Annotated in this window: 17 protein-coding genes; 9 read left to right on the forward strand and 8 right to left on the reverse strand. The window is 54.0% G+C overall.

The window, feature by feature from the left end:
• Positions 1 to 113: 113 nt before the first annotated feature.
• A complete protein-coding gene (mgrA, locus tag H7R56_RS07225; protein ID WP_106924201.1) occupies positions 114 to 1,112 on the reverse strand; it encodes an L-glyceraldehyde 3-phosphate reductase in 999 nt (332 codons plus the stop codon).
• Between the two features lie 173 nt (positions 1,113 to 1,285).
• Between mgrA and H7R56_RS07230 the strand changes: the two genes are divergently transcribed.
• Positions 1,286 to 2,944, forward strand: a complete 1,659-nt coding sequence (locus H7R56_RS07230; RefSeq protein WP_106924202.1) for an alpha-keto acid decarboxylase family protein — start codon at positions 1,286 to 1,288, stop codon at positions 2,942 to 2,944.
• On the opposite strand, the gene H7R56_RS07235 is transcribed toward H7R56_RS07230, so the two are convergent.
• Positions 2,941 to 4,179: an ion channel protein gene (locus tag H7R56_RS07235; protein ID WP_106924203.1), complete on the reverse strand. Its 1,239-nt coding sequence runs from the start codon at positions 4,177 to 4,179 to the stop codon at positions 2,941 to 2,943. The two genes, H7R56_RS07230 and H7R56_RS07235, sit on opposite strands and share 4 nt — an antisense overlap.
• A 245-nt stretch (positions 4,180 to 4,424) precedes the next feature.
• On the opposite strand from H7R56_RS07235, the gene glk reads away from it, so the two are divergent.
• A complete protein-coding gene (gene glk / locus H7R56_RS07240; RefSeq protein WP_106924204.1) occupies positions 4,425 to 5,390 on the forward strand; it encodes a glucokinase in 966 nt (321 codons plus the stop codon).
• Positions 5,391 to 5,440: 50 nt separating this feature from the next.
• Here glk and H7R56_RS07245 read toward each other — a convergent pair whose 3' ends face one another.
• The 3 genes from H7R56_RS07245 to H7R56_RS07255 are packed head-to-tail and all read right to left on the reverse strand — an operon-like array spanning position 5,441 to position 8,209.
• On the reverse strand, positions 5,441 to 5,707 hold the full coding sequence (locus H7R56_RS07245; protein ID WP_106924205.1) for a hypothetical protein: 267 nt from the start codon (positions 5,705 to 5,707) through the stop codon (positions 5,441 to 5,443).
• A 57-nt stretch (positions 5,708 to 5,764) separates the two neighbouring features.
• Positions 5,765 to 6,499 (reverse strand): LytR/AlgR family response regulator transcription factor, encoded by a 735-nt coding sequence (locus H7R56_RS07250; protein WP_106924206.1) that lies wholly within the window; start codon positions 6,497 to 6,499, stop codon positions 5,765 to 5,767.
• A 12-nt stretch (positions 6,500 to 6,511) separates the two neighbouring features.
• On the reverse strand, positions 6,512 to 8,209 hold the full coding sequence (locus H7R56_RS07255; protein ID WP_106924207.1) for a sensor histidine kinase: 1,698 nt from the start codon (positions 8,207 to 8,209) through the stop codon (positions 6,512 to 6,514).
• Between the two features lie 389 nt (positions 8,210 to 8,598).
• Between H7R56_RS07255 and alaC the strand changes: the two genes are divergently transcribed.
• Positions 8,599 to 9,825 carry an alanine transaminase gene (alaC, locus tag H7R56_RS07260; RefSeq protein ID WP_106924208.1) on the forward strand — a complete coding sequence of 409 codons (1,227 nt, stop codon included), beginning with the start codon at positions 8,599 to 8,601 and terminating at the stop codon, positions 9,823 to 9,825.
• Positions 9,826 to 9,889: 64 nt separating this feature from the next.
• On the opposite strand, the gene ypdK is transcribed toward alaC, so the two are convergent.
• On the reverse strand, positions 9,890 to 9,961 hold the full coding sequence (gene ypdK / locus H7R56_RS07265) for a membrane protein YpdK (protein ID WP_100249902.1): 72 nt from the start codon (positions 9,959 to 9,961) through the stop codon (positions 9,890 to 9,892).
• 508 nt (positions 9,962 to 10,469) lie between these two features.
• On the opposite strand from ypdK, the gene H7R56_RS07270 reads away from it, so the two are divergent.
• Positions 10,470 to 11,345, forward strand: coding sequence for an extended-spectrum class A beta-lactamase CTX-M-213 (locus H7R56_RS07270; RefSeq protein ID WP_106924209.1), 876 nt, complete (start codon positions 10,470 to 10,472; stop codon positions 11,343 to 11,345).
• Between the two features lie 56 nt (positions 11,346 to 11,401).
• Here the strand turns inward: H7R56_RS07270 and H7R56_RS07275 are convergent, their stop codons facing one another.
• A complete protein-coding gene (locus tag H7R56_RS07275; protein ID WP_040118421.1) occupies positions 11,402 to 12,427 on the reverse strand; it encodes an IS630 family transposase in 1,026 nt (341 codons plus the stop codon).
• A 479-nt stretch (positions 12,428 to 12,906) separates the two neighbouring features.
• On the opposite strand from H7R56_RS07275, the gene H7R56_RS07280 reads away from it, so the two are divergent.
• Both H7R56_RS07280 and H7R56_RS07285 read left to right on the forward strand, forming a co-directional pair.
• Positions 12,907 to 13,536 carry a helix-turn-helix transcriptional regulator gene (locus H7R56_RS07280; protein ID WP_182928561.1) on the forward strand — a complete coding sequence of 210 codons (630 nt, stop codon included), beginning with the start codon at positions 12,907 to 12,909 and terminating at the stop codon, positions 13,534 to 13,536.
• Between the two features lie 561 nt (positions 13,537 to 14,097).
• On the forward strand, positions 14,098 to 14,436 hold the full coding sequence (locus H7R56_RS07285) for a hypothetical protein (RefSeq protein WP_106924210.1): 339 nt from the start codon (positions 14,098 to 14,100) through the stop codon (positions 14,434 to 14,436).
• Between the two features lie 56 nt (positions 14,437 to 14,492).
• Here the strand turns inward: H7R56_RS07285 and H7R56_RS07290 are convergent, their stop codons facing one another.
• Positions 14,493 to 14,969 carry a WbuC family cupin fold metalloprotein gene (locus H7R56_RS07290; protein WP_106924211.1) on the reverse strand — a complete coding sequence of 159 codons (477 nt, stop codon included), beginning with the start codon at positions 14,967 to 14,969 and terminating at the stop codon, positions 14,493 to 14,495.
• 178 nt (positions 14,970 to 15,147) lie between these two features.
• On the opposite strand from H7R56_RS07290, the gene H7R56_RS07295 reads away from it, so the two are divergent.
• From H7R56_RS07295 to yedF, 3 genes are all read left to right on the forward strand, one after another.
• A complete protein-coding gene (locus H7R56_RS07295) occupies positions 15,148 to 16,533 on the forward strand; it encodes a diguanylate cyclase (protein WP_106924212.1) in 1,386 nt (461 codons plus the stop codon).
• Between the two features lie 213 nt (positions 16,534 to 16,746).
• Positions 16,747 to 17,967 (forward strand): selenium metabolism membrane protein YedE/FdhT, encoded by a 1,221-nt coding sequence (gene yedE, locus H7R56_RS07300; RefSeq protein ID WP_106924213.1) that lies wholly within the window; start codon positions 16,747 to 16,749, stop codon positions 17,965 to 17,967.
• Entirely contained in the window at positions 17,964 to 18,197 is a 234-nt protein-coding gene (yedF, locus tag H7R56_RS07305) for a sulfurtransferase-like selenium metabolism protein YedF (protein ID WP_106924214.1), read from the forward strand. The genes yedE and yedF overlap by 4 nt, the downstream gene beginning before the upstream one ends.
• Positions 18,198 to 18,213: the final 16 nt, after the last annotated feature.

Here is an 18,213-nt window from a genome sequence, read left to right on the forward strand (position 1 = left end):
TACGATCGTGGCCAGAAAGGCCTGTTAACGCAATATTACAATTCGGTAAACACCAGAATTATTGGGTTAACTCTTAAACCGCCAGGAGAGAGCATTTTTTGCTAAAATCGCTGTTATTTTATACTGTGCAAAATGGCGTCAATTTCTGCGCACTCTTCGGCGCTGAAATGGCGGTTTGCCAGCATATTCACTGCATCCTCCAGCTGCGCCACCTTGCTCGCGCCAATCAATACCGAGGTCACCGCCTGCTGGCGCAGCACCCATGCCAGCGCCATCTGCGACAGTTTCTGCCCGCGTTTTTCCGCCAGTGCGTTCAGGCGACGCACGGCGTCGAGCTTGCTGTCGGTTAGCTGTTCTGGCTTAAGGAATACGCTGCCGCTGGCGGCACGAGAATCAGCCGGGATGCCGTGCAGATAGCGGTCGGTTAACTGTCCACCGGCCAGCGGTGAGAACGCAATGCAACCGACGCCCTCTTGCTCCAGCACCGTCAGCAGCCCGTTTTCCGCGCCGCGTTCCAGCATGGAATATTTGGGCTGGTGGATAAGGCACGGCGTGCCCAGATCGTTCAGGATCGCAATGGCCTGACGCGCAAGTTCCGCTGGGTAGTTGGAAAGCCCAACGTACAGCGCTTTCCCCTGGCGAACGAGATGATCCAGCGCGCGCATGGTTTCCACAAGCGGCGTCTCCGGGTCCGGGCGGTGGTGATAGAAAATATCAACATACTCAAGTCCCATCCGCTTAAGGCTCTGGTCGAGGCTTGAAATCAGATACTTACGCGAGCCCCAATCACCGTAGGGGCCTTCCCACATGGTGTAGCCCGCTTTGCTGGAAATAATCAGCTCGTCGCGATAGGGGAGAAAGTCTTCGCGCAGAATACGGCCGAAGTTGCTCTCTGCCGAGCCGGGAGGCGGCCCGTAGTTGTTGGCGAGATCAAAATGGGTGATGCCAAGATCGAACGCGTGGCGCAGTAGCTGACGGCTGTTTTCTACCCGCGTTTCATCGCCGAAATTGTGCCACAGCCCCAGCGAAACGGCGGGAAGCTTGAGGCCGCTGTTACCGCAGCGCTGAAACGTCATGGTTTCATAACGCGCGGGATTTGCCTGATAAACCATTGTGTCCTCCGGAATTTCCGTTTGTGTATACGCTTACACTAGCGAATGTCCATTAGCTCGTACACTGCTGAAATCTGTAAAATTTGCTTTCCAGACGACTTTCTTATCAATACTGGACAGGGTTAACACTTCTTCAATACTCAAAAGAAATCACCGGCTGAAGGAGTTGTACGATGACAGCGTCCTATACCGTGGCAGATTATCTGCTTGACCGCCTTGCCGACTGCGGCGTCGACCACCTGTTTGGCGTTCCGGGGGACTATAATCTCCAGTTTCTCGACCATGTCATTGCCCACCGTACCCTTCGCTGGGTGGGCTGTACTAATGAACTGAATGCCGCCTACGCCGCCGATGGCTATGCGCGGATGCAGGGCTGCGGTGCGTTGCTCACGACCTACGGCGTAGGGGAAATCAGCGCGCTGAACGGCGTGGCGGGCAGCTTTGCCGAATATGTGCCGTTGCTGCATATCGTGGGGGCACCCTGTACCGGTGCGCAGCAGCGCCGCGAGTGCCTGCACCATACGCTGGGCGATGGCGATTTTGACCACTTCCGCCAGATGAGTGCGCCGATTTCCGTGGCGCAGGGCGTACTGACTGCCCGCAACGCTTGCCAGGAGATCGACCGCGTGCTGCAGGCCGTCATTCAGCAGCGTCGACCGGGTTACCTGCTGTTGCCTGCCGATGTGGCCGCGCTGACGACATCGCGTCCTGTAAACGCTCTCAGCGCGGCGGTGGCGGAGCCGGATCCGGCGCAGTTAAGCGCGTTTGTCGATTGCGCACGCAAGCTGCTGGAAGGGCGTCAGCGGGTTTCGTTACTGGCGGATGTGCTGGCGCTGCGCTTTGGGCTTCAGCCGATGCTCAACCAGTGGATGGCCGCGCGGCCGATTCCGCACGCTACGTTGCTGATGGGGAAGGGGCTGTTTAACGAACAGCAACCGGGATTTGTGGGAACGTATAGCGGCGGAGCAAGCCTGCCGCAGACCCGTGAAGCGATTGAGGATGCGGAGGCGATTCTTTGCATCGGCACCTGTTTTACCGACACCATTACCGCCGGGTTTACTCACCGAATTGCAGTCGAAAAATCGATTGAAATACAGCCGTTTGCCGCACGAGTGGGCCAGCGCTGGTTTAGCGGTATCGGGATGCTGTCGGCGATGAAGGCGCTGATGACGTTGAGCGATACGCTCGTGCCATGGCAAACCTCTCCGTTGCGGGCATCAGCGCCCGTGGCGCAGGAGAGCGGCGCCTTAACCCAGCGCCGTTTCTGGCAAACGCTGCAAAAACACCTTCAGCCGCACGATATTCTGTTGGGTGACCAAGGAACGGCGGCCTTTGGCATCGCTGCGCTGACGTTGCCGGTGGGCGCTAGCGTCATTGTGCAGCCGCTGTGGGGATCGATTGGGTTTACGCTGCCCGCCGCATTTGGCGCGCAAACGGCGCGGCCGAAAAGGCGCGTGGTGCTGGTGGTGGGCGACGGCGCGGCGCAGCTCACCGTCCAGGAGCTGAGCTCCATGCTGCGCGACGACCAGCGGCCGCTGATTCTGCTGTTGAATAACGAAGGCTACACCGTCGAGCGGGCGATCCACGGGCCGGAACAGCGGTATAACGATATCAGCCTGTGGAACTGGACCCAGCTGCCGCAGGCGCTTAACCTCGACTGCCAGGCCGAATGCGCGAAGGTGAGCAACGTGACGCAGCTAAATGATGCGCTGACGCGCGCTGCACACGGCGACAGGCTGACGCTGCTGGAGGTGATGCTGCCTAAAATGGACATCCCGCCGCTGCTCAAAGCGGTCACCGACGCGCTGGAAGCGCGCAACAGCGGCCGTTAATCTTTGCGTCTGCGCGGTACCATCATTGTGGGTTTCCCCGCCAGCAGCAGCCAGGCGGGGAGCATCACGATACACAGCAGCGGCAGCAGGGTGGTGTCCGGTACCACCACGGCGGCCATAAACAGGCTGAGCCAGGCATCGCGCGTCACTACCAGCACCAGCCCAAGAATGGCGCACGAGACGGTAATGGCCGCCGGTACGGCTTCAACGTGCGCGTGCAGCATCAAGCCCAGCGCGACGGCAACAAAGACCGCCGGGAAGATACGCCCGCCGCGGAAGCCACAGGCGGCAGCCACCACCAGCGCAGCCAGTTTACACAGGGCGAACAGCAGGTAGTCGCCCGCGTCAAAGTCCAGCCCGCCCGTCAGGCGCTGCATTTCATCCAGCCCTTTAAACAACGTGATAGGGCCGCCGAGAGTGCCAATGACCCCCAAAAGTAAACCGCCCGCCCCGAGGATGAGCACCGGATGCTTCAGGCGATGCATCAGGGCGTGGAGATGCGGCAGACACCAGACCGCGACCATACCGATGGCGATAGCAAAGAGGGTGACAATCGCGCCGCTGAAGATATCGACGATGCGCATCGTCTGATAGTGCTCAATGGCGAGCGAAAAATGCGGTTGGAAAAACAGGCCGGTGGTCAATGCCCCGGCGGCCGCGGCCAGCAGTGGGGCAAAAAGGCGATCCCATAGCGGAGCATCGTTGCTGCTGGTGAGGGTCTGAGAGAAGATCAGAGCTGCGGCGACCGGCGTGCCGAACAGCGCGCCGATGGTTCCGGCGGCGGCGAGAATCGTCCAGTCGAGCGAGCTGACGCGTGGGAAAAAGCGCGCTCCCAGCGTCACGGCCAGCGCAATATTGACTGACATAATCGGATGCTCTGGCCCCAGGCTCACGCCGCCGGCCAGGCCGAGGATCAGGGCGATCAGCAGCCCGGGCAGGTGCGCTGCGGGTACGGCAGCGCCGATCAGCGGCTCGCAGGCCGGATCCGGACCGGCATGGCCCGGACTATAGCGAATGACCAGCCCCACGGCGACGCCGGTGAGCGTTAGCATCAGGATAATCCATAGCGGCGAGGTTATGTCCATGCCGAAGGCGGTGGGCAGGCTGCTCCACAGCACCTGCTGGAGCAGTGCAGCGATTTTCATCACCACTATCAGAATCAGGCTGGAGGCGATGCCAATCAAGACCGCAGGGATGGAGAGCAGCAACATCGTTCGGGCTCGCGGGTGGAGCATGTTTATATCCTTTTGGCTAAATGCTGGGACGACTTTGCATTGTCCGCCGTTGACGTTCAGTGTAAATGAGGCTGAAACGATACGGCCCTACAGATTATCCCGTTCTATACCTGCTAAAAAATACGCAAAAAATGTGACCTGGATCGATAATCCAGGGGCGCTCACGCAAACGTCGTTGTTGTTAACGCGCCTTGAATTTACAGTGTGGCAAAGATTTATTCTGACTTTAGCGGAGCCGTAACGGAATGACAAAGTTTGCTTTAGTGGGGGATGTGGGGGGCACCAATGCGCGTCTGGCATTGTGCGATGTTGCCAGCGGAGAGATTTCTCAGGCGAAGACCTATTCCGGCCTGGATTACCCCAGCCTGGAAGCCGTTGTCCGCGTCTATCTCGACGAGCATAACGTGTCGGTCGAAGACGGCTGTATCGCGATTGCCTGCCCTATCACCGGTGACTGGGTGGCGATGACCAACCATACCTGGCAATTCTCTATCGCCGAGATGAAAAAGAACCTCGGGTTTGCGCATCTGGAAATCATCAATGATTTCACCGCAGTGTCGATGGCAATCCCGATGCTGAAAAAAGAGCATCTGATCCAGTTCGGCGGCAGCGAGCCGGTAGAAGGTAAGCCTATTGCCGTGTACGGCGCGGGCACCGGGCTTGGCGTTGCGCATCTGGTGCATGTCGATAAGCGCTGGGTGAGCCTGCCGGGTGAAGGTGGGCACGTTGATTTTTCGCCAAACAGCGAAGAAGAGGGGATTATCCTCGAAGTGCTGCGCGAAGAAATTGGCCACGTCTCCGCCGAGCGCGTGCTCTCTGGACCGGGGCTGGTGAATCTGTACCGGGCCATCGTGAAGTCTGATAACCGACTGCCGGAAAACTATCAGCCGAAAGACATTACCGAACGCGCGCTCGCCGATAGCTGCACCGACTGCCGTCGCGCGCTGTCGCTGTTCTGCGTCATCATGGGGCGCTTCGGCGGTAACCTGGCGTTAACGCTGGGCACCTTTGGCGGCGTATACATCGCGGGCGGTATCGTGCCGCGTTTCCTGGAGTTCTTTAAAGCCTCCGGTTTCCGCGGCGGGTTTGAGGACAAAGGTCGTTTCAAAGATTATGTGCATCCGATCCCGGTATACCTGATTGTGCATGATAATCCGGGCCTGCTGGGTTCCGGCGCGCATCTGCGCCAGACCCTGGGCCAGGTGCTGTAATCCCGCCGCCGTGCGGCGCACGCGGGGTGATACGCGTGCGCCAGCCGGCGCTATTTTTTGAGCGGAAACAGGTGCAGCGTGTTGGCGGCCAGCGGGTAAATACCCAGCGCGCGCGTTGATGCTTTCAGCTCCTCAAGCGAATCCTGCTCTGTTGGCATTTTTCCTCCCCAGACGGTAATCCCCTCGCAAAGATGCGCCGGGCGTCGGCTATTTTCGGCGCTGATTTCCAACGTTTCGCCGTTGCTGAGGGTTATTGTCACGGTGGCGACATCCAGTGCCTGCGTGCTGCCATCCTCAAGTTTAAGTGAGATTTTCATTCGTTCGCTCCCTAATTTTTGACGCGCATACCCCCTGCTTTAGCGGCAACCTGGGCACTACAGATGCATTATCTGCCGGAACTCTTTCACCTTGCTGCGGCTGACCGGCACCTGGAACTCCAGATCGCGCAGGCGCAGAATGTAGGTGTTATTAAACCACGGCTCTATTTCGCGAATTTTATTCAGATTCACGCAGAATGAGCGGTGGCAGCGAAAGAAATGGCTGCCCGGCAACTTGCTGCAAAATTCGGTGATGTTCATCGGCATCACGTATGACTCGCGCTTGGTGTAGACAAAGGTCATTTTCTCGTGCGCTTCGGCGTAATAAATGTCGTTAATCGGCGTCACGATGATGCGCTCATCTTTAATCAGGTTGATGGTGTCATTTTCGCGCGCCGCGCTGCCCGTGTTGAGACTGCTGCCCGCCTGCTGCTGCCAGGCCGATTCCAGCTTTTGCAGCATGCTAACGATGCGCGACTCCTGATACGGTTTGAGAATATAGTCGAATGCCTCCAGCTCGAAGGCCTCTACCGCGTGTTCCTTCCACGCGGTAATAAACACAATAAACGGCTTGTGGGCAAACTGGTTGATGTTCTGCGCCAGCAGCACGCCGTCCAGAGAGGGAATGTTGATGTCGAGAAAAATGGCGTCCACTTTGTTGTGCTGCAAGAACTTCAGCACGTCCAGGCCGTCGTCAAAGGTCCCGACTATCTCCATCTGGCTGTGCTGTTGAATCAGCCAGGTCAGCTCCTGTTGCGCCAGGAATTCATCTTCCACAATGATGACTTTCATATGTCCTCCGCGTTAGGGCAGTAATGTGGCGGCCGCCGGGACGGGCGTGCGCTGGTTAGGAATATAGAACGCAATTTCCGTTCCCGGGTCGAGGCGGCGAATGTGCAACCCTTCGCCGTACAGCAGCTTGACCCGGTGATGGACGTTAAGCAGGCCGATTTTATTGCCCGGCATTTCGTTGGCTTCCACGCGCGCCACGACCATCGGGTCAATACCCGGGCCGGTATCACGCACGCTGATACGCACGCGGTTGCCGGACTCGGTGATGCTGATAGTCACGACGCCTTTGCCTTTGCTGCGCTGGATACCGTGTACGATGGCATTTTCCACCAGCGGCTGGATCAGCAGACTGGGGATCAGACAGTTCACTTCGTCGTCAATATCGTAGATAACCGTCAGCTTATCGCCGAAGCGGGCCTGCTCAATGGCGATATAGTCCTTTATCTGGTACAGCTCGCGGCGAATATCAATCTGCTCATCGTCTTTTAATTCAATGTTATAGCGCAGATAGCGCGACAGATTAAAAATCAGCTGCCTTGCGGTGTCCGGATTGAGGCGGATAGATGACGAAATGGCGTTCAGCGCGTTAAACAGGAAATGAGGATTAATCTTGCTTTGCAGCGCGCGCAGCTCTGCCTTATTTGCCATTTCGCGTAGCTGCTCGGCGCGCGACACTTCAAGCTGGGTGGAAATAATTTGCGACAGGCCGATGGCCATCTCCTGTAACGATGAAGTGATCTGGTGCGCGTGGCAGTAGTAGATTTTGAGCGTCCCGGTGATGACGCCTTTCTCCGATAACGGAATCACCAGCATCGAGTGAATTTCCGGCGTGCGGTAGGCTTCATCGTTGTTTTTAATCACGATTTCACCGCTGTTAATCGCCTGGCGGGTGGTCGGGCTGATGGAGTCGTCGTTGTTGTGGTAGTTATCTTCCCCCACGCCCACGTAGGCCAGCACCCGTTCGGTATTGGTGATGGCCACCGCATCGGCGTGGATATCCTGGCGAATGATGTCGCAAATCTGTCGCAGGGTATCGCTGTTGATCTGGCGAAACAGCGGCAGCGTTTTGTTCGCAATATCCAGCGCTAGCTTGGCCTGGCGTGCGGCGCTGGCTTCTTTTTCACCCTCAACGCTCTGCACCAGCAGGACGATAAAGCCGATACAGACGCTGCCGGCGATCATCGGAATGCCGATTTTCGACACAATATCGACGCCGAGCGCGATGCTCGGAGCCCATACGATAACCAGAATCATGGTCAGCGTTTCGCACAGCATACCGCCCAGAATCCCCACCTTCCAGTGCAGCTCTTTTGGCACCCGGCGGTTAATCAGCCCCGACAGGATCCCGGCAATAATACTGGTGATAAAACACGGCACGGCGGTGACGCCGCCGGCGTCAATCATGTAGCGGTGGATCCCGGCAATCATCCCCACGATAGCGCCAACCCACGGGCCGAAAAGGATCCCGCCCGACATGACCGCGATGATGCGCACGTTAACCAGCGAGCCCTCCACCGGCACGCCGGACCAGGTGCTGAAAATAGCGAACAGCGAGAAAATGACCGTGACCGCCAGCAGCTCTTTCGGCGTGTGGGCGGTTTTGTGCAGCAGTTCGCGGAACAGACGGATGCGGATCAGGAAAAAAAGGCAAATCAGCATTAACGCGGCCCGATCGTAGACCGCGAGCAGCATATCGAATATTTCGTGCATGGGGGCGCCGAATGATTTCAGTAAAATCTTATGATAAGTAACCCGGCGGCAGATGACCAGCGGTACGCAGAATAGGGATAAACCTTAATTTTAAAAGGGGATTGATAGCCAAAGGCATTCAACGAGAAGAGATCGCGAAATTTTGCCTGCGTTACGCGCGAGAAAAGAAAACCAATGGAAAACATATTGTTATTATTTTGTTCTGTTTTGAGCGATACCCGCCGCGATTGAAAGCATTCTGTTTCAAAGCGTTCCCCTTTTATATCGCGTAACATTTTTTTACTTACCCCCTCGACAGGGCCATTTTATTCAGGTTATTTTCTGTTCATGCCACATCGGTGGCAGCGTCGCTCGAACGGTTCGGGCGCTAACGTAATCCTGAGGAACCTATGGCTGAATCCAGTCCTGAACGCCGTTTCACGCGTATCGATCGCTTACCCCCGTACGTTTTTAACATTACCGCTGAACTGAAGATGGCTGCGCGTCGGCGCGGCGAAGATATTATCGATTTCAGCATGGGGAACCCGGACGGCGCCACGCCGCCGCACATTGTCGAAAAGCTGTGCACCGTGGCCCAGCGCCCTGATACGCACGGCTATTCCACTTCACGCGGCATCCCGCGCCTGCGTCGCGCTATTTCACGCTGGTACCAGGAACGCTATGACGTGGAGATTGACCCGGAAAGTGAAGCGATCGTCACCATTGGTTCAAAAGAGGGGCTGGCGCACCTGATGCTGGCAACCCTCGATCATGGCGATACGGTTCTGGTCCCGAATCCCAGCTACCCGATTCATATTTACGGCGCGGTGATCGCCGGCGCTCAGGTGCGCTCCGTGCCGCTGGTGGAAGGCGTCGACTTTTTCAACGAGCTTGAGCGCGCAATTCGTGAAAGCTATCCGAAGCCAAAGATGATGATCCTGGGCTTCCCGTCCAATCCTACCGCCCAGTGCGTTGAGCTCGAGTTTTTTGAGAAGGTTGTGGCGCTGGCGAAACGTTACGATGTGCTGGTCGTTCACGACCTGGCCTACGCTGATATCGTTTACGACGGCTGGAAGGCTCCGTCAATCATGCAGGTACCGGGCGCCCGCGACGTTGCGGTCGAGTTCTTTACGCTGTCGAAAAGCTATAACATGGCGGGCTGGCGCATCGGCTTTATGGTGGGTAATAAAACGCTGGTCAACGCGCTGGCGCGGATTAAGAGCTATCACGACTACGGTACCTTTACCCCGCTGCAGGTGGCGGCAATTGCCGCGTTAGAAGGGGATCAGCAGTGCGTGCGCGATATTGCCGCACAGTATAAGCGTCGCCGTGACGTGCTGGTGAAAGGGCTACATGAAGCGGGCTGGATGGTGGAGATGCCGAAGGCGTCGATGTACGTTTGGGCTAAAATTCCCGATCAGTATGCGGCGATGGGATCGCTGGAGTTTGCGAAGAAGCTGCTGCAAGAGGCCAAAGTGTGCGTTTCGCCGGGTATCGGTTTTGGCGACTACGGTGACACTCACGTGCGCTTTGCCTTGATAGAGAATCGCGACCGTATTCGACAGGCCGTTCGTGGGATTAAAGCCATGTTCCGCGCCGACGGCCTGCTGCCGTCAGAGCATAAGCCTGCCGGGTAATGTCCCGTGCGTAGAAATGCAAACAGGAGCCGAATGGCTCCTGTTTTCTTTGCATTTTTATCAGCTAGATCATCAGGGCAAATGTACCGGCAAAAACGATGACCATAAAGGAAATGCCCATAAAGAAATATTTCACGACTCATCTCTCCGCGTATTCGGTTTCTACGCATTCATGAACGGTGGTGTTACTGCGAGTTGGTAACAACCGACGAAAAAAACGGACGTCTTTCGCGGTTGGCATCACCTCAGAATTCTGTGCTGTTGTGCTCCAGATGGCGCTAATGTACGCCTAAAAAATGAGGGAAACAAGAGGGATTTTTTTATTAATTTTTAGTTACTTACGACTGTCGTGATTCGACGACACTTTAATTTCATACGGTAATAAATTTCGTTCTGGCGACGCGTCTTTTGGGTCTTTAACCCCATTGATTTTACGTCTATTTTTCTGGCGATAATCCGAAAATACGTTTCTGCTGTTTCCTTAACGGTGGGTTATCATCCTGCGCTTGTCGTTTTAGCTGTCATCTCGCGTGCCCGAGTGATTCACGGCGAGGCGCGACAGAAAAATCGCGGCGTTTTGCTTTTCAGTTCGACCTTTTAATGAATACTGATGTAACACGGATTGACCGTATTGGGAGTTTGAGATGGTGACAAAGAGAATGCAACGGATGATGTTCGCGGCGGCGGCGTGCATTCCGCTGCTGCTGGGCAGCGCGCCGCTTTATGCGCAGACGAGTGCGGTGCAGCAAAAGCTGGCGGCGCTGGAGAAAAGCAGCGGAGGGCGGCTGGGCGTCGCGCTCATCGATACCGAAGATAATACGCAGGTGCTTTATCGCGGTGATGAACGCTTTCCAATGTGCAGTACCAGTAAAGTTATGGCGGCCGCGGCGGTGCTTAAGCAGAGTGAAACGCAAAAGCAGCTGCTTAATCAGCCTGTCGAGATCAAGCCTGCCGATCTGGTTAACTACAATCCGATTGCCGAAAAACACGTCAACGGCACAATGACGCTGGCAGAACTGAGCGCGGCCGCGTTGCAGTACAGCGACAATACCGCCATGAACAAATTGATTGCCCAGCTCGGTGGCCCGGGAGGCGTGACGGCTTTTGCCCGCGAGATCGGCGATGAGACGTTTCGTCTGGATCGCACTGAACCTACGCTGAATACCGCCATTCCCGGCGACCCGAGAGACACCACCACGCCGCGGGCGATGGCGCAGACGTTGCGTCAGCTTACGCTGGGTCATGCGCTGGGCGAAACCCAGCGGGCGCAGTTGGTGACGTGGCTCAAAGGCAATACGACCGGCGCAGCCAGCATTCGGGCCGGCTTACCGACGTCGTGGACTGTGGGTGATAAGACCGGCAGCGGCGACTACGGCACCACCAATGATATTGCGGTGATCTGGCCGCAGGGTCGTGCGCCGCTGGTTCTGGTGACCTATTTTACCCAGCCGCAACAGAACGCAGAGAGCCGCCGCGATGTGCTGGCTTCAGCGGCGAGAATCATCGCCGAAGGGCTGTAACTCTCAATAATGGGGCGCTACGGTGCCCCACTTTCTATTTATATACCCAATAAACCTCAAGATGCAGGTTTGAGCACCTGAAAATGATCGTTAATTCGGGACGTCAGAAAACCCGCTATCCCCGGTAACGTATGGCTGAAAAATTCAGATATTGCATCCCTGAACTCCCTGCTGTTGCTGAAGTAGCGGTTATTCCGGGCATGTTCGTTCATTAACTTCCACATTCGTTCTATCGGATTCAGGTTCGGGCTGTACGGCGGGAGGTAATGAAGTTTTATATTTACCACCTCCGCCCAGTCTTTCACTAACTGTGAACGGTGATAACCAGCACCATCCAGAATAACATGAACTTTCTGCTGATAATCTGGATAAATTTTACGTATCTCATTGAAAAAACGAGATACGTTGTATTCATTAACCGTTTTATATTCGCAGATTAGCGGATGTTCCGGGGCCTTCAGATTCAGCGCCCCCATGATATTCAGCCGTGTACGACTACCTGTTGTTTTTACCGCTTTTCTCTGGCCTTTACGTATCCAGCCATAACCTATTTTGGTGGCCTGAGTCGGATGGACAGCATCAATAAAAAGAACCGGTTCATCACCTGCGGTGGCTTTGAGTTCCTCATAATATTCAATGAATTGCTTTTGTTTCTCTTCACTGAATTTATGCGGGACGCCTGACGGTTTTTTATAGGTGAAGCCGTTCCGGTGCAGCCACTTATTCATTCCCGGAATGCTGAAAACGATGTTCCATGTCCGCGCGACAAACGCGACAATATCACGGGTATGGTAAAATAAATTGTCGGATAAGTGGCTGATTAAAAAAGCCGTTTGTTCAGCGCTGAGTTTGCTGTCTGAGCCGCCATTTTCGGGCTTCAGCTTGCCTTTGTTCAGAAACTCGCTGATATGGTGGTCAACAGTAGTCTGATGCAGGCGTAAAGCCTGAGCGATCATGGCCGAACTCCAGCCCTCGGAGGCCAGAAGAATGGCTTTAATGCGATCGCAAACGCGCTTATCACGACTGGAGTCATGAAGACGCTCAAGTTCAGCTTTTTGTTGGTCAGTGATAAAGATTTTCATGGGGACAGCATGATCTCCTGTTGCTGAAAAATCAAGCGTCTTCAATGATCACGGGTATATATCCGTAAAAGCTTTTCTTGATATACATCTTCAGCTTTTTGTATGATTATTAATATCATTCTTTTCGATGGCCTTAAGACCTTTTTAAGTCAAAAGTATTACCTCCCCCAAAAAACAAATCCGCAAAGTAATGGAAGTAAATTATTTTATTTTGAATAGTCTTCATTGTGATTAGTCACATGACTCATTCTTTTTATTGTAATTATCTGATTTACATTCGCAGTTTTCTCATTGTTTCCGCCGGAAGTTATTCTTCCACTGTTTTTCCTCTTTATTTCCGCATGGTTGTTTTTCCACCCTTTGGATGGCTTGTAAGAATATTGTTTTAATCCGGCCAATAGAGTTATTGGGCCTCCAAAAGAATATTGACATCATTTTATGGCAGTGAAATTATTCGATCATGGATAAGGAGGGGGACAATGAAGTCACTAATTTATGATTACGGAAGAATCAACTGTATGAGTTGCCCTTCTCAATGTGAATTAAAACCAAATGCCTCATTGCGCGTTTCGTTTTGCCAGGACTATTGTATTTGTACCTGGCCAGAAGGGAGTGGCTATTTTTCTCTGGGGATTATGGAGGGGCTCCTCAAACAAAATTATAATAATCTATATTTAGGCTGTATTTTTGTCGATTTTTCTATCAGCCATTTGCGTTTTTTTACTAACGAACGTTGGATAGATTATTTAATTGAAACGAAATTAAAAATTGTTATCGTTTGTGATAAATACCTTAAACCATTGGCTAATTACTGGTTTAAGCATTCTAAAGATATTTTTCTTGTTATCTATCAGCAAGATCGGCTGACGCTGGCCTGTGAAAAGTTAAAAAAGAGATTTATCTATCAGCGCGACGCCTTCTTTGGCGGAGAGTCACTCTCTGAACTGGAGTTTGCTGTCTTAAGCGCATTGATTTCCGGAGACGGTTGTCTGCAACTGGCTGATGAACTCAATGTCGATATTCGTACTATCTATGCTGCAAAGCGCCGTGCGGAAAAGAAAATGGGGGCCGATATCAATACCCTTTTCCGATTCTCACATTCGTTATAAGCGATTTTAAACTGATTGATGGCCCTTTTCATTGTTATCACTTTGCCGTGAGAAGGGCCTACAGTTAAATATTAATGCATAAAGCGGTTGAATACGCATGTTGCCGGATTTTAGCGTTTGCAGCCCCGTGCAAGAGAATACGTTCAATGCGAACTATACAGTTTATTACTACGGCTCTGTAAACGGTAACGGTCAGGATTTTACCCGCTACGTACGATAAGGCAATTATTACCACCAGGGCGACAGGGGGAGCTTCAGGTGGGCTGAAAAACGGGAGTCTGTATTTGATTGGCGAAAACGATAAATTTAACGATCTGACCGTTAATACTTCAGGCTGGTTAGCCGACGGTATTAACCCTGGTCGGGAACGTGCCGGCAGAGATAATAACGTGACGGTAAACCATCAGACCAATATCAAAGCAGCAGGAATAGGGGGCGTGCGAACGCTCCGGTAAATAATGCTAATGAGGTCGCTACCATCACTCTCAATGGCCCCACCACCATTGAAACCACTTCGCCGGTTTCTATAAAGGTTGACTGTGCTGCCGTATCGAGAACGCTATGACTATTTACGCTGAAGAGTTGCGCATCATGATGGATGCTATTATGGATATCATTTTCGACCACGGCGAGGAGGCCCAGCGTGACGCGGCATTTCGCAGGTTATTACAAGAGATTGATGAACGAAAATATTTGTCTCCGGAGTCCGTCAGCACGCTTTGCCAGCAGGCGGCCAGCACGTGGAGCCTGGCGAGCGGTGTGGTAGACGAGCGGGACAAAATGACGTTACAGCAATCGGCGGTGGTCTATCTACTGGCTGCGTTTGGCCGCATTAATGGCTTGGCCGCTACGGAAGAGTATATTCAGCAAAGAAATAGAGAACATCTGGGTCTGCGCTGAACGAGGTTGACTGAATGATTAGCCCGCGAGCGCTCGCGGGCTTTTTTGGCCGACGGTTAGCTCGCCGCGCGGCGATCGCCAATTTGCGCCTGCGCATACCACGCCATCAGCTCTGCCGTACCGGCTTCTCCTTCCGCCGGAGCCCATGGCGCGTAGTCTTCTTCGGCGACGGGCTGATAAGCCCCTTGTTTGACTTCAAAAATGATCCCACCGTTATCCAGCGACAGCACCGCATGCCAGGTGCCGGGCGCCATTTCCAGCACCGTACAGGATTCGCCCAGCACCGCGCGCTCAGTCACCGTACCCTGGTCATCAAAATTAAGCACCACGAACCGTCCGCTCAGTGGCAGCAGCAGTTCAAAGGTATGCGGATGGCGGTGCGGGCGCACGTAGGTTCCTGGCTCCATGGCGATGGCCAGCCGTTGTACGGGGTCGCTCAGCTGCGGGTGGAAATTGCGATGCGCACGCAGGCGAGGTGACTGTGCGGCGGCGGCGCTTTGTTGGTGCATATCGTCGCGGGTAATCTGTTTCATTCGGCGTGGCCTTATTGATGAATCTGCGAAGTCGCAAGGCGGCCAGATTGCCAGAACGCGGCGAGCAAGTGAAGGGGGAGTCTGCGGCGTAGCATCTTGTGTCTTATCGCAACTCAGGCCATAGTTGTTGAACAAGTTATTCGATTGTTAATGATTTTATATTGTGAGGATGTTGCCCGTGCAGATGTATCTACAAAGAATGAAAAGCGAGTGGCTATTGCTGCTTGAGCAAACTGAACCTCACATTCGACAGCAGGCGGCAGAGATCGCGGCAGACAGCGCGCAGGCGCTGAGCGCCGAATTCTATAAAACGGTGCTGCTCGACCCTCATGCCGAAGAGTTTCTGAGTAACGAGCAGGTAGAGCGGCAGCTAAAACGCGCGCTGGAAAAATGGATTGTGGAAGTTCTGTCCTGCGAAGTGGCGGATATCGATCGCCTGCTGAAGATGCAGCACGCGGTGGCAGAAGTGCATGCCCGCATCGGTATTCCGGTGGAAGTGGTTGAAATGGGTTTTCGGGTATTAAAGAAAATTCTCTATCCGGTCATCATTCACGGTTCACAGCCTTCGGCAGATAAGCTGCAGATTTATCATTTCTCGATTCACAGCATCGACCTGGCGATGGAAGTCATGTCGCGGACCTTTTCCTTCAGCGAAAACAGCCAGGCCAAAGAGGATGAGAATTACCGCATGTTCTCATTGCTGGAAAATGCCGAAGAAGAAAAAGAGCGGCAGATTGCGACTCTGTTGGCCTGGGAAATCGACATTATCTACAAGGTGGTGCTGGATGCCGACCTGGGGAACAGCCTGCCGTTGAACCAGTCGGATTTTGGTCTGTGGTTTAATCATAAAGGCCGCCACTATTTTAGCGGTATTGCGGAAGTCGGGCATATTGCGCGTCTGATGCAGGATTTTGACGGTGTGATTCATGCGATTAACGCCGCCACCCCCCCTATCGATGATAAAGCCCAGCGCAATAAGTTCTTATTGCAGCTGCGCAGCTCGGTGTCGCAAATCATCGCGCTGCTGCGCGAACTGTTTGAAGAAGTCTCGCGTCATGAAGTTGGCGTGGACGTATTAACTAAGCTGCTGAACCGGCGCTTTATGCCGACTATTTTTAAGCGCGAAATCTCTCACGCCAATCGCGTTAGCACTCCGCTGTCGGTACTGGTTATTGATGTTGATAAGTTTAAACAAATCAATGATACGTGGGGGCACAGTACAGGGGATGAGATTTTACGCAAAGTATCGCAGGTCTTTTATGACAACGTACGCAGCAACGATTACGTTTTCCGCTATGGCGGCGATGAGTTTGTTATCGTGCTGACGGAAGCGAGCCAGATTGATACTTTACGTACCGCGGAGCGTATTCGTAGCCGCGTTGAAAAAACAAAAATTGCTGCCCCCGACGGCAATGATATTCCGCTCTCTTTGTCGATCGGTGCGGCGATGTTTACCGGCCACCCTGACTACGAACGTCTGATTCAACAGGCCGATCAGGCGCTGTATCAGGCCAAAAAACGTGGCCGCAACTGCGTTGAATTATGGCAGGCGAGCCAGCCATAGCGCATACGCGTAAAGAGGCCCCTGGCGATACGCATCAGCACGGGTGAAAGCCCCCTTTAAATTAAGGCTTATTTCACCCGTATCTCTTCAAATTGATCGAATCGACCTTTTCTTGTTTTTTCAATTATTCTGTCATCGACAGCCGCTATAATTCAGCGCTTCTGTGCCGCCACCTGCGCACAATATACCTTCTGAGTTCAGAGGCTCACATTCATGACATGGCAACATTTTAAACAGGCATATCTGATCAAATTCTGGTCGCCTGTCCCGGCGGTTATCGCCGCAGGGATTCTCTCAACCTACTATTTTGGTATTACCGGCACATTCTGGGCCGTCACCGGCGAATTTACGCGTTGGGGCGGGCAGCTATTACAGCTGGTTGGCGTTCACAGTGAAACCTGGGGTTATTACAAGCTGATTGGTCTTGAAGGAACACCGTTAACCCGCGTTGACGGTATGATGATTATGGGCATGTTCGGCGGCTGTTTTGCGGCGGCGCTGTGGGCCAATAACGTCAAGCTGCGTTTGCCGCGTAGCCGTATTCGCATTTTTCAGGCCATTGTTGGCGGTATGATTGCCGGCTTTGGCGCGCGACTGGCGATGGGCTGTAATCTGGCAGCCTTCTTCACCGGGATCCCGCAGTTCTCGCTTCATGCCTGGTTCTTTGCGCTGGCGACCGCGCTTGGCTCGTGGTTCGGCGCGCGCTTTACCCTGCTGCCGCTATTCCGTATTCCGGTCAATATTCAGAAAGTCTCAGCGGCTTCACCGCTCACTCAGCAGCCCGACCGCGCGCGTCGCCGCTTTCGTCTGGGAATGCTGGTGTTTATCGGCATGCTGGGCTGGGCGCTGCTGACCGCGTTCGATCATCCGAAGCTTGGGCTGGCCATGCTGTTTGGCGTGGGGTTTGGCCTGCTGATTGAACGTGCGCAAATTTGCTTTACCTCTGCTTTCCGCGATCTGTGGATCACCGGCCGCACCCAAATGGCAAAAGCGATCATCTTTGGTATGGCGGCGAGTGCCATTGGTATCTTTAGCTATGTCCAGCTCGGCGTTGCGCCGAAAATTATGTGGGCGGGCCCGAATGCGGTCATCGGCGGGCTGCTGTTCGGTTTCGGCATCGTGCTGGCCGGTGGCTGTGAAACCGGCTGGATGTATCGGGCCGTAGAAGGGCAGGTGCACTACTGGTGGGTTGGGCTTGGCAACGTCCTCGGGTCGACAATTCTGGCCTATTTCTGGGACGATCTTGCGCCATCGCTGGCCACCCATTGGGATAAAGTGAACCTGCTGACGACCTTTGGCCCGTTGGGCGGTCTGCTGGTCACCTACGCGCTGCTGCTGGCCGCTCTTTTGCTGATTATTGGCTGGGAGAAACGTTTCTTCCGGCGTGAGTTAACGCGCACGGCGACGGGCGTTGTGACGAAGGAGAATGCATGAGTACTATCGTACCGGATTACCGTCTTGATATGGTGGGTGAGCCCTGCCCGTATCCGGCAGTGGCAACGCTGGAAGCGATGCCACAGTTGAAAAAAGGGGAGATTCTGGAAGTTGTCAGCGACTGCCCGCAGTCGATCAATAATATTCCGCTAGATGCTCGCAACCATGGCTATACCGTGCTGGATATCCAGCAAGATGGTCCGACGATCCGCTATTTGATCCAAAAATAAGCGGTCAGCCTTGCCG

Source organism: Klebsiella sp. WP3-W18-ESBL-02 (genome assembly GCF_014168815.1).
Lineage (GTDB): Bacteria > Pseudomonadota > Gammaproteobacteria > Enterobacterales > Enterobacteriaceae > Kluyvera > Kluyvera ascorbata_B.

Excerpts from the sequence above, each read along its gene's own strand:
- mgrA (WP_106924201.1), bottom strand. The coding sequence starts at position 1,112 with ATGGTTTATCAGGCAAATCCCGCGCGTTATGAAACCATGACGTTTCAG.
- H7R56_RS07230 (WP_106924202.1), top strand. The coding sequence starts at position 1,286 with ATGACAGCGTCCTATACCGTGGCAGATTATCTGCTTGACCGCCTTGCC.
- H7R56_RS07235 (WP_106924203.1), bottom strand. The coding sequence starts at position 4,179 with ATGCTCCACCCGCGAGCCCGAACGATGTTGCTGCTCTCCATCCCTGCG.
- glk (WP_106924204.1), top strand. The coding sequence starts at position 4,425 with ATGACAAAGTTTGCTTTAGTGGGGGATGTGGGGGGCACCAATGCGCGT.
- H7R56_RS07245 (WP_106924205.1), bottom strand. The coding sequence starts at position 5,707 with ATGAAAATCTCACTTAAACTTGAGGATGGCAGCACGCAGGCACTGGAT.
- H7R56_RS07250 (WP_106924206.1), bottom strand. The coding sequence starts at position 6,499 with ATGAAAGTCATCATTGTGGAAGATGAATTCCTGGCGCAACAGGAGCTG.
- H7R56_RS07255 (WP_106924207.1), bottom strand. The coding sequence starts at position 8,209 with ATGCACGAAATATTCGATATGCTGCTCGCGGTCTACGATCGGGCCGCG.
- alaC (WP_106924208.1), top strand. The coding sequence starts at position 8,599 with ATGGCTGAATCCAGTCCTGAACGCCGTTTCACGCGTATCGATCGCTTA.
- H7R56_RS07270 (WP_106924209.1), top strand. The coding sequence starts at position 10,470 with ATGGTGACAAAGAGAATGCAACGGATGATGTTCGCGGCGGCGGCGTGC.
- H7R56_RS07275 (WP_040118421.1), bottom strand. The coding sequence starts at position 12,427 with ATGAAAATCTTTATCACTGACCAACAAAAAGCTGAACTTGAGCGTCTT.
- H7R56_RS07280 (WP_182928561.1), top strand. The coding sequence starts at position 12,907 with ATGAAGTCACTAATTTATGATTACGGAAGAATCAACTGTATGAGTTGC.
- H7R56_RS07285 (WP_106924210.1), top strand. The coding sequence starts at position 14,098 with ATGACTATTTACGCTGAAGAGTTGCGCATCATGATGGATGCTATTATG.
- H7R56_RS07290 (WP_106924211.1), bottom strand. The coding sequence starts at position 14,969 with ATGAAACAGATTACCCGCGACGATATGCACCAACAAAGCGCCGCCGCC.
- yedE (WP_106924213.1), top strand. The coding sequence starts at position 16,747 with ATGACATGGCAACATTTTAAACAGGCATATCTGATCAAATTCTGGTCG.
- yedF (WP_106924214.1), top strand. The coding sequence starts at position 17,964 with ATGAGTACTATCGTACCGGATTACCGTCTTGATATGGTGGGTGAGCCC.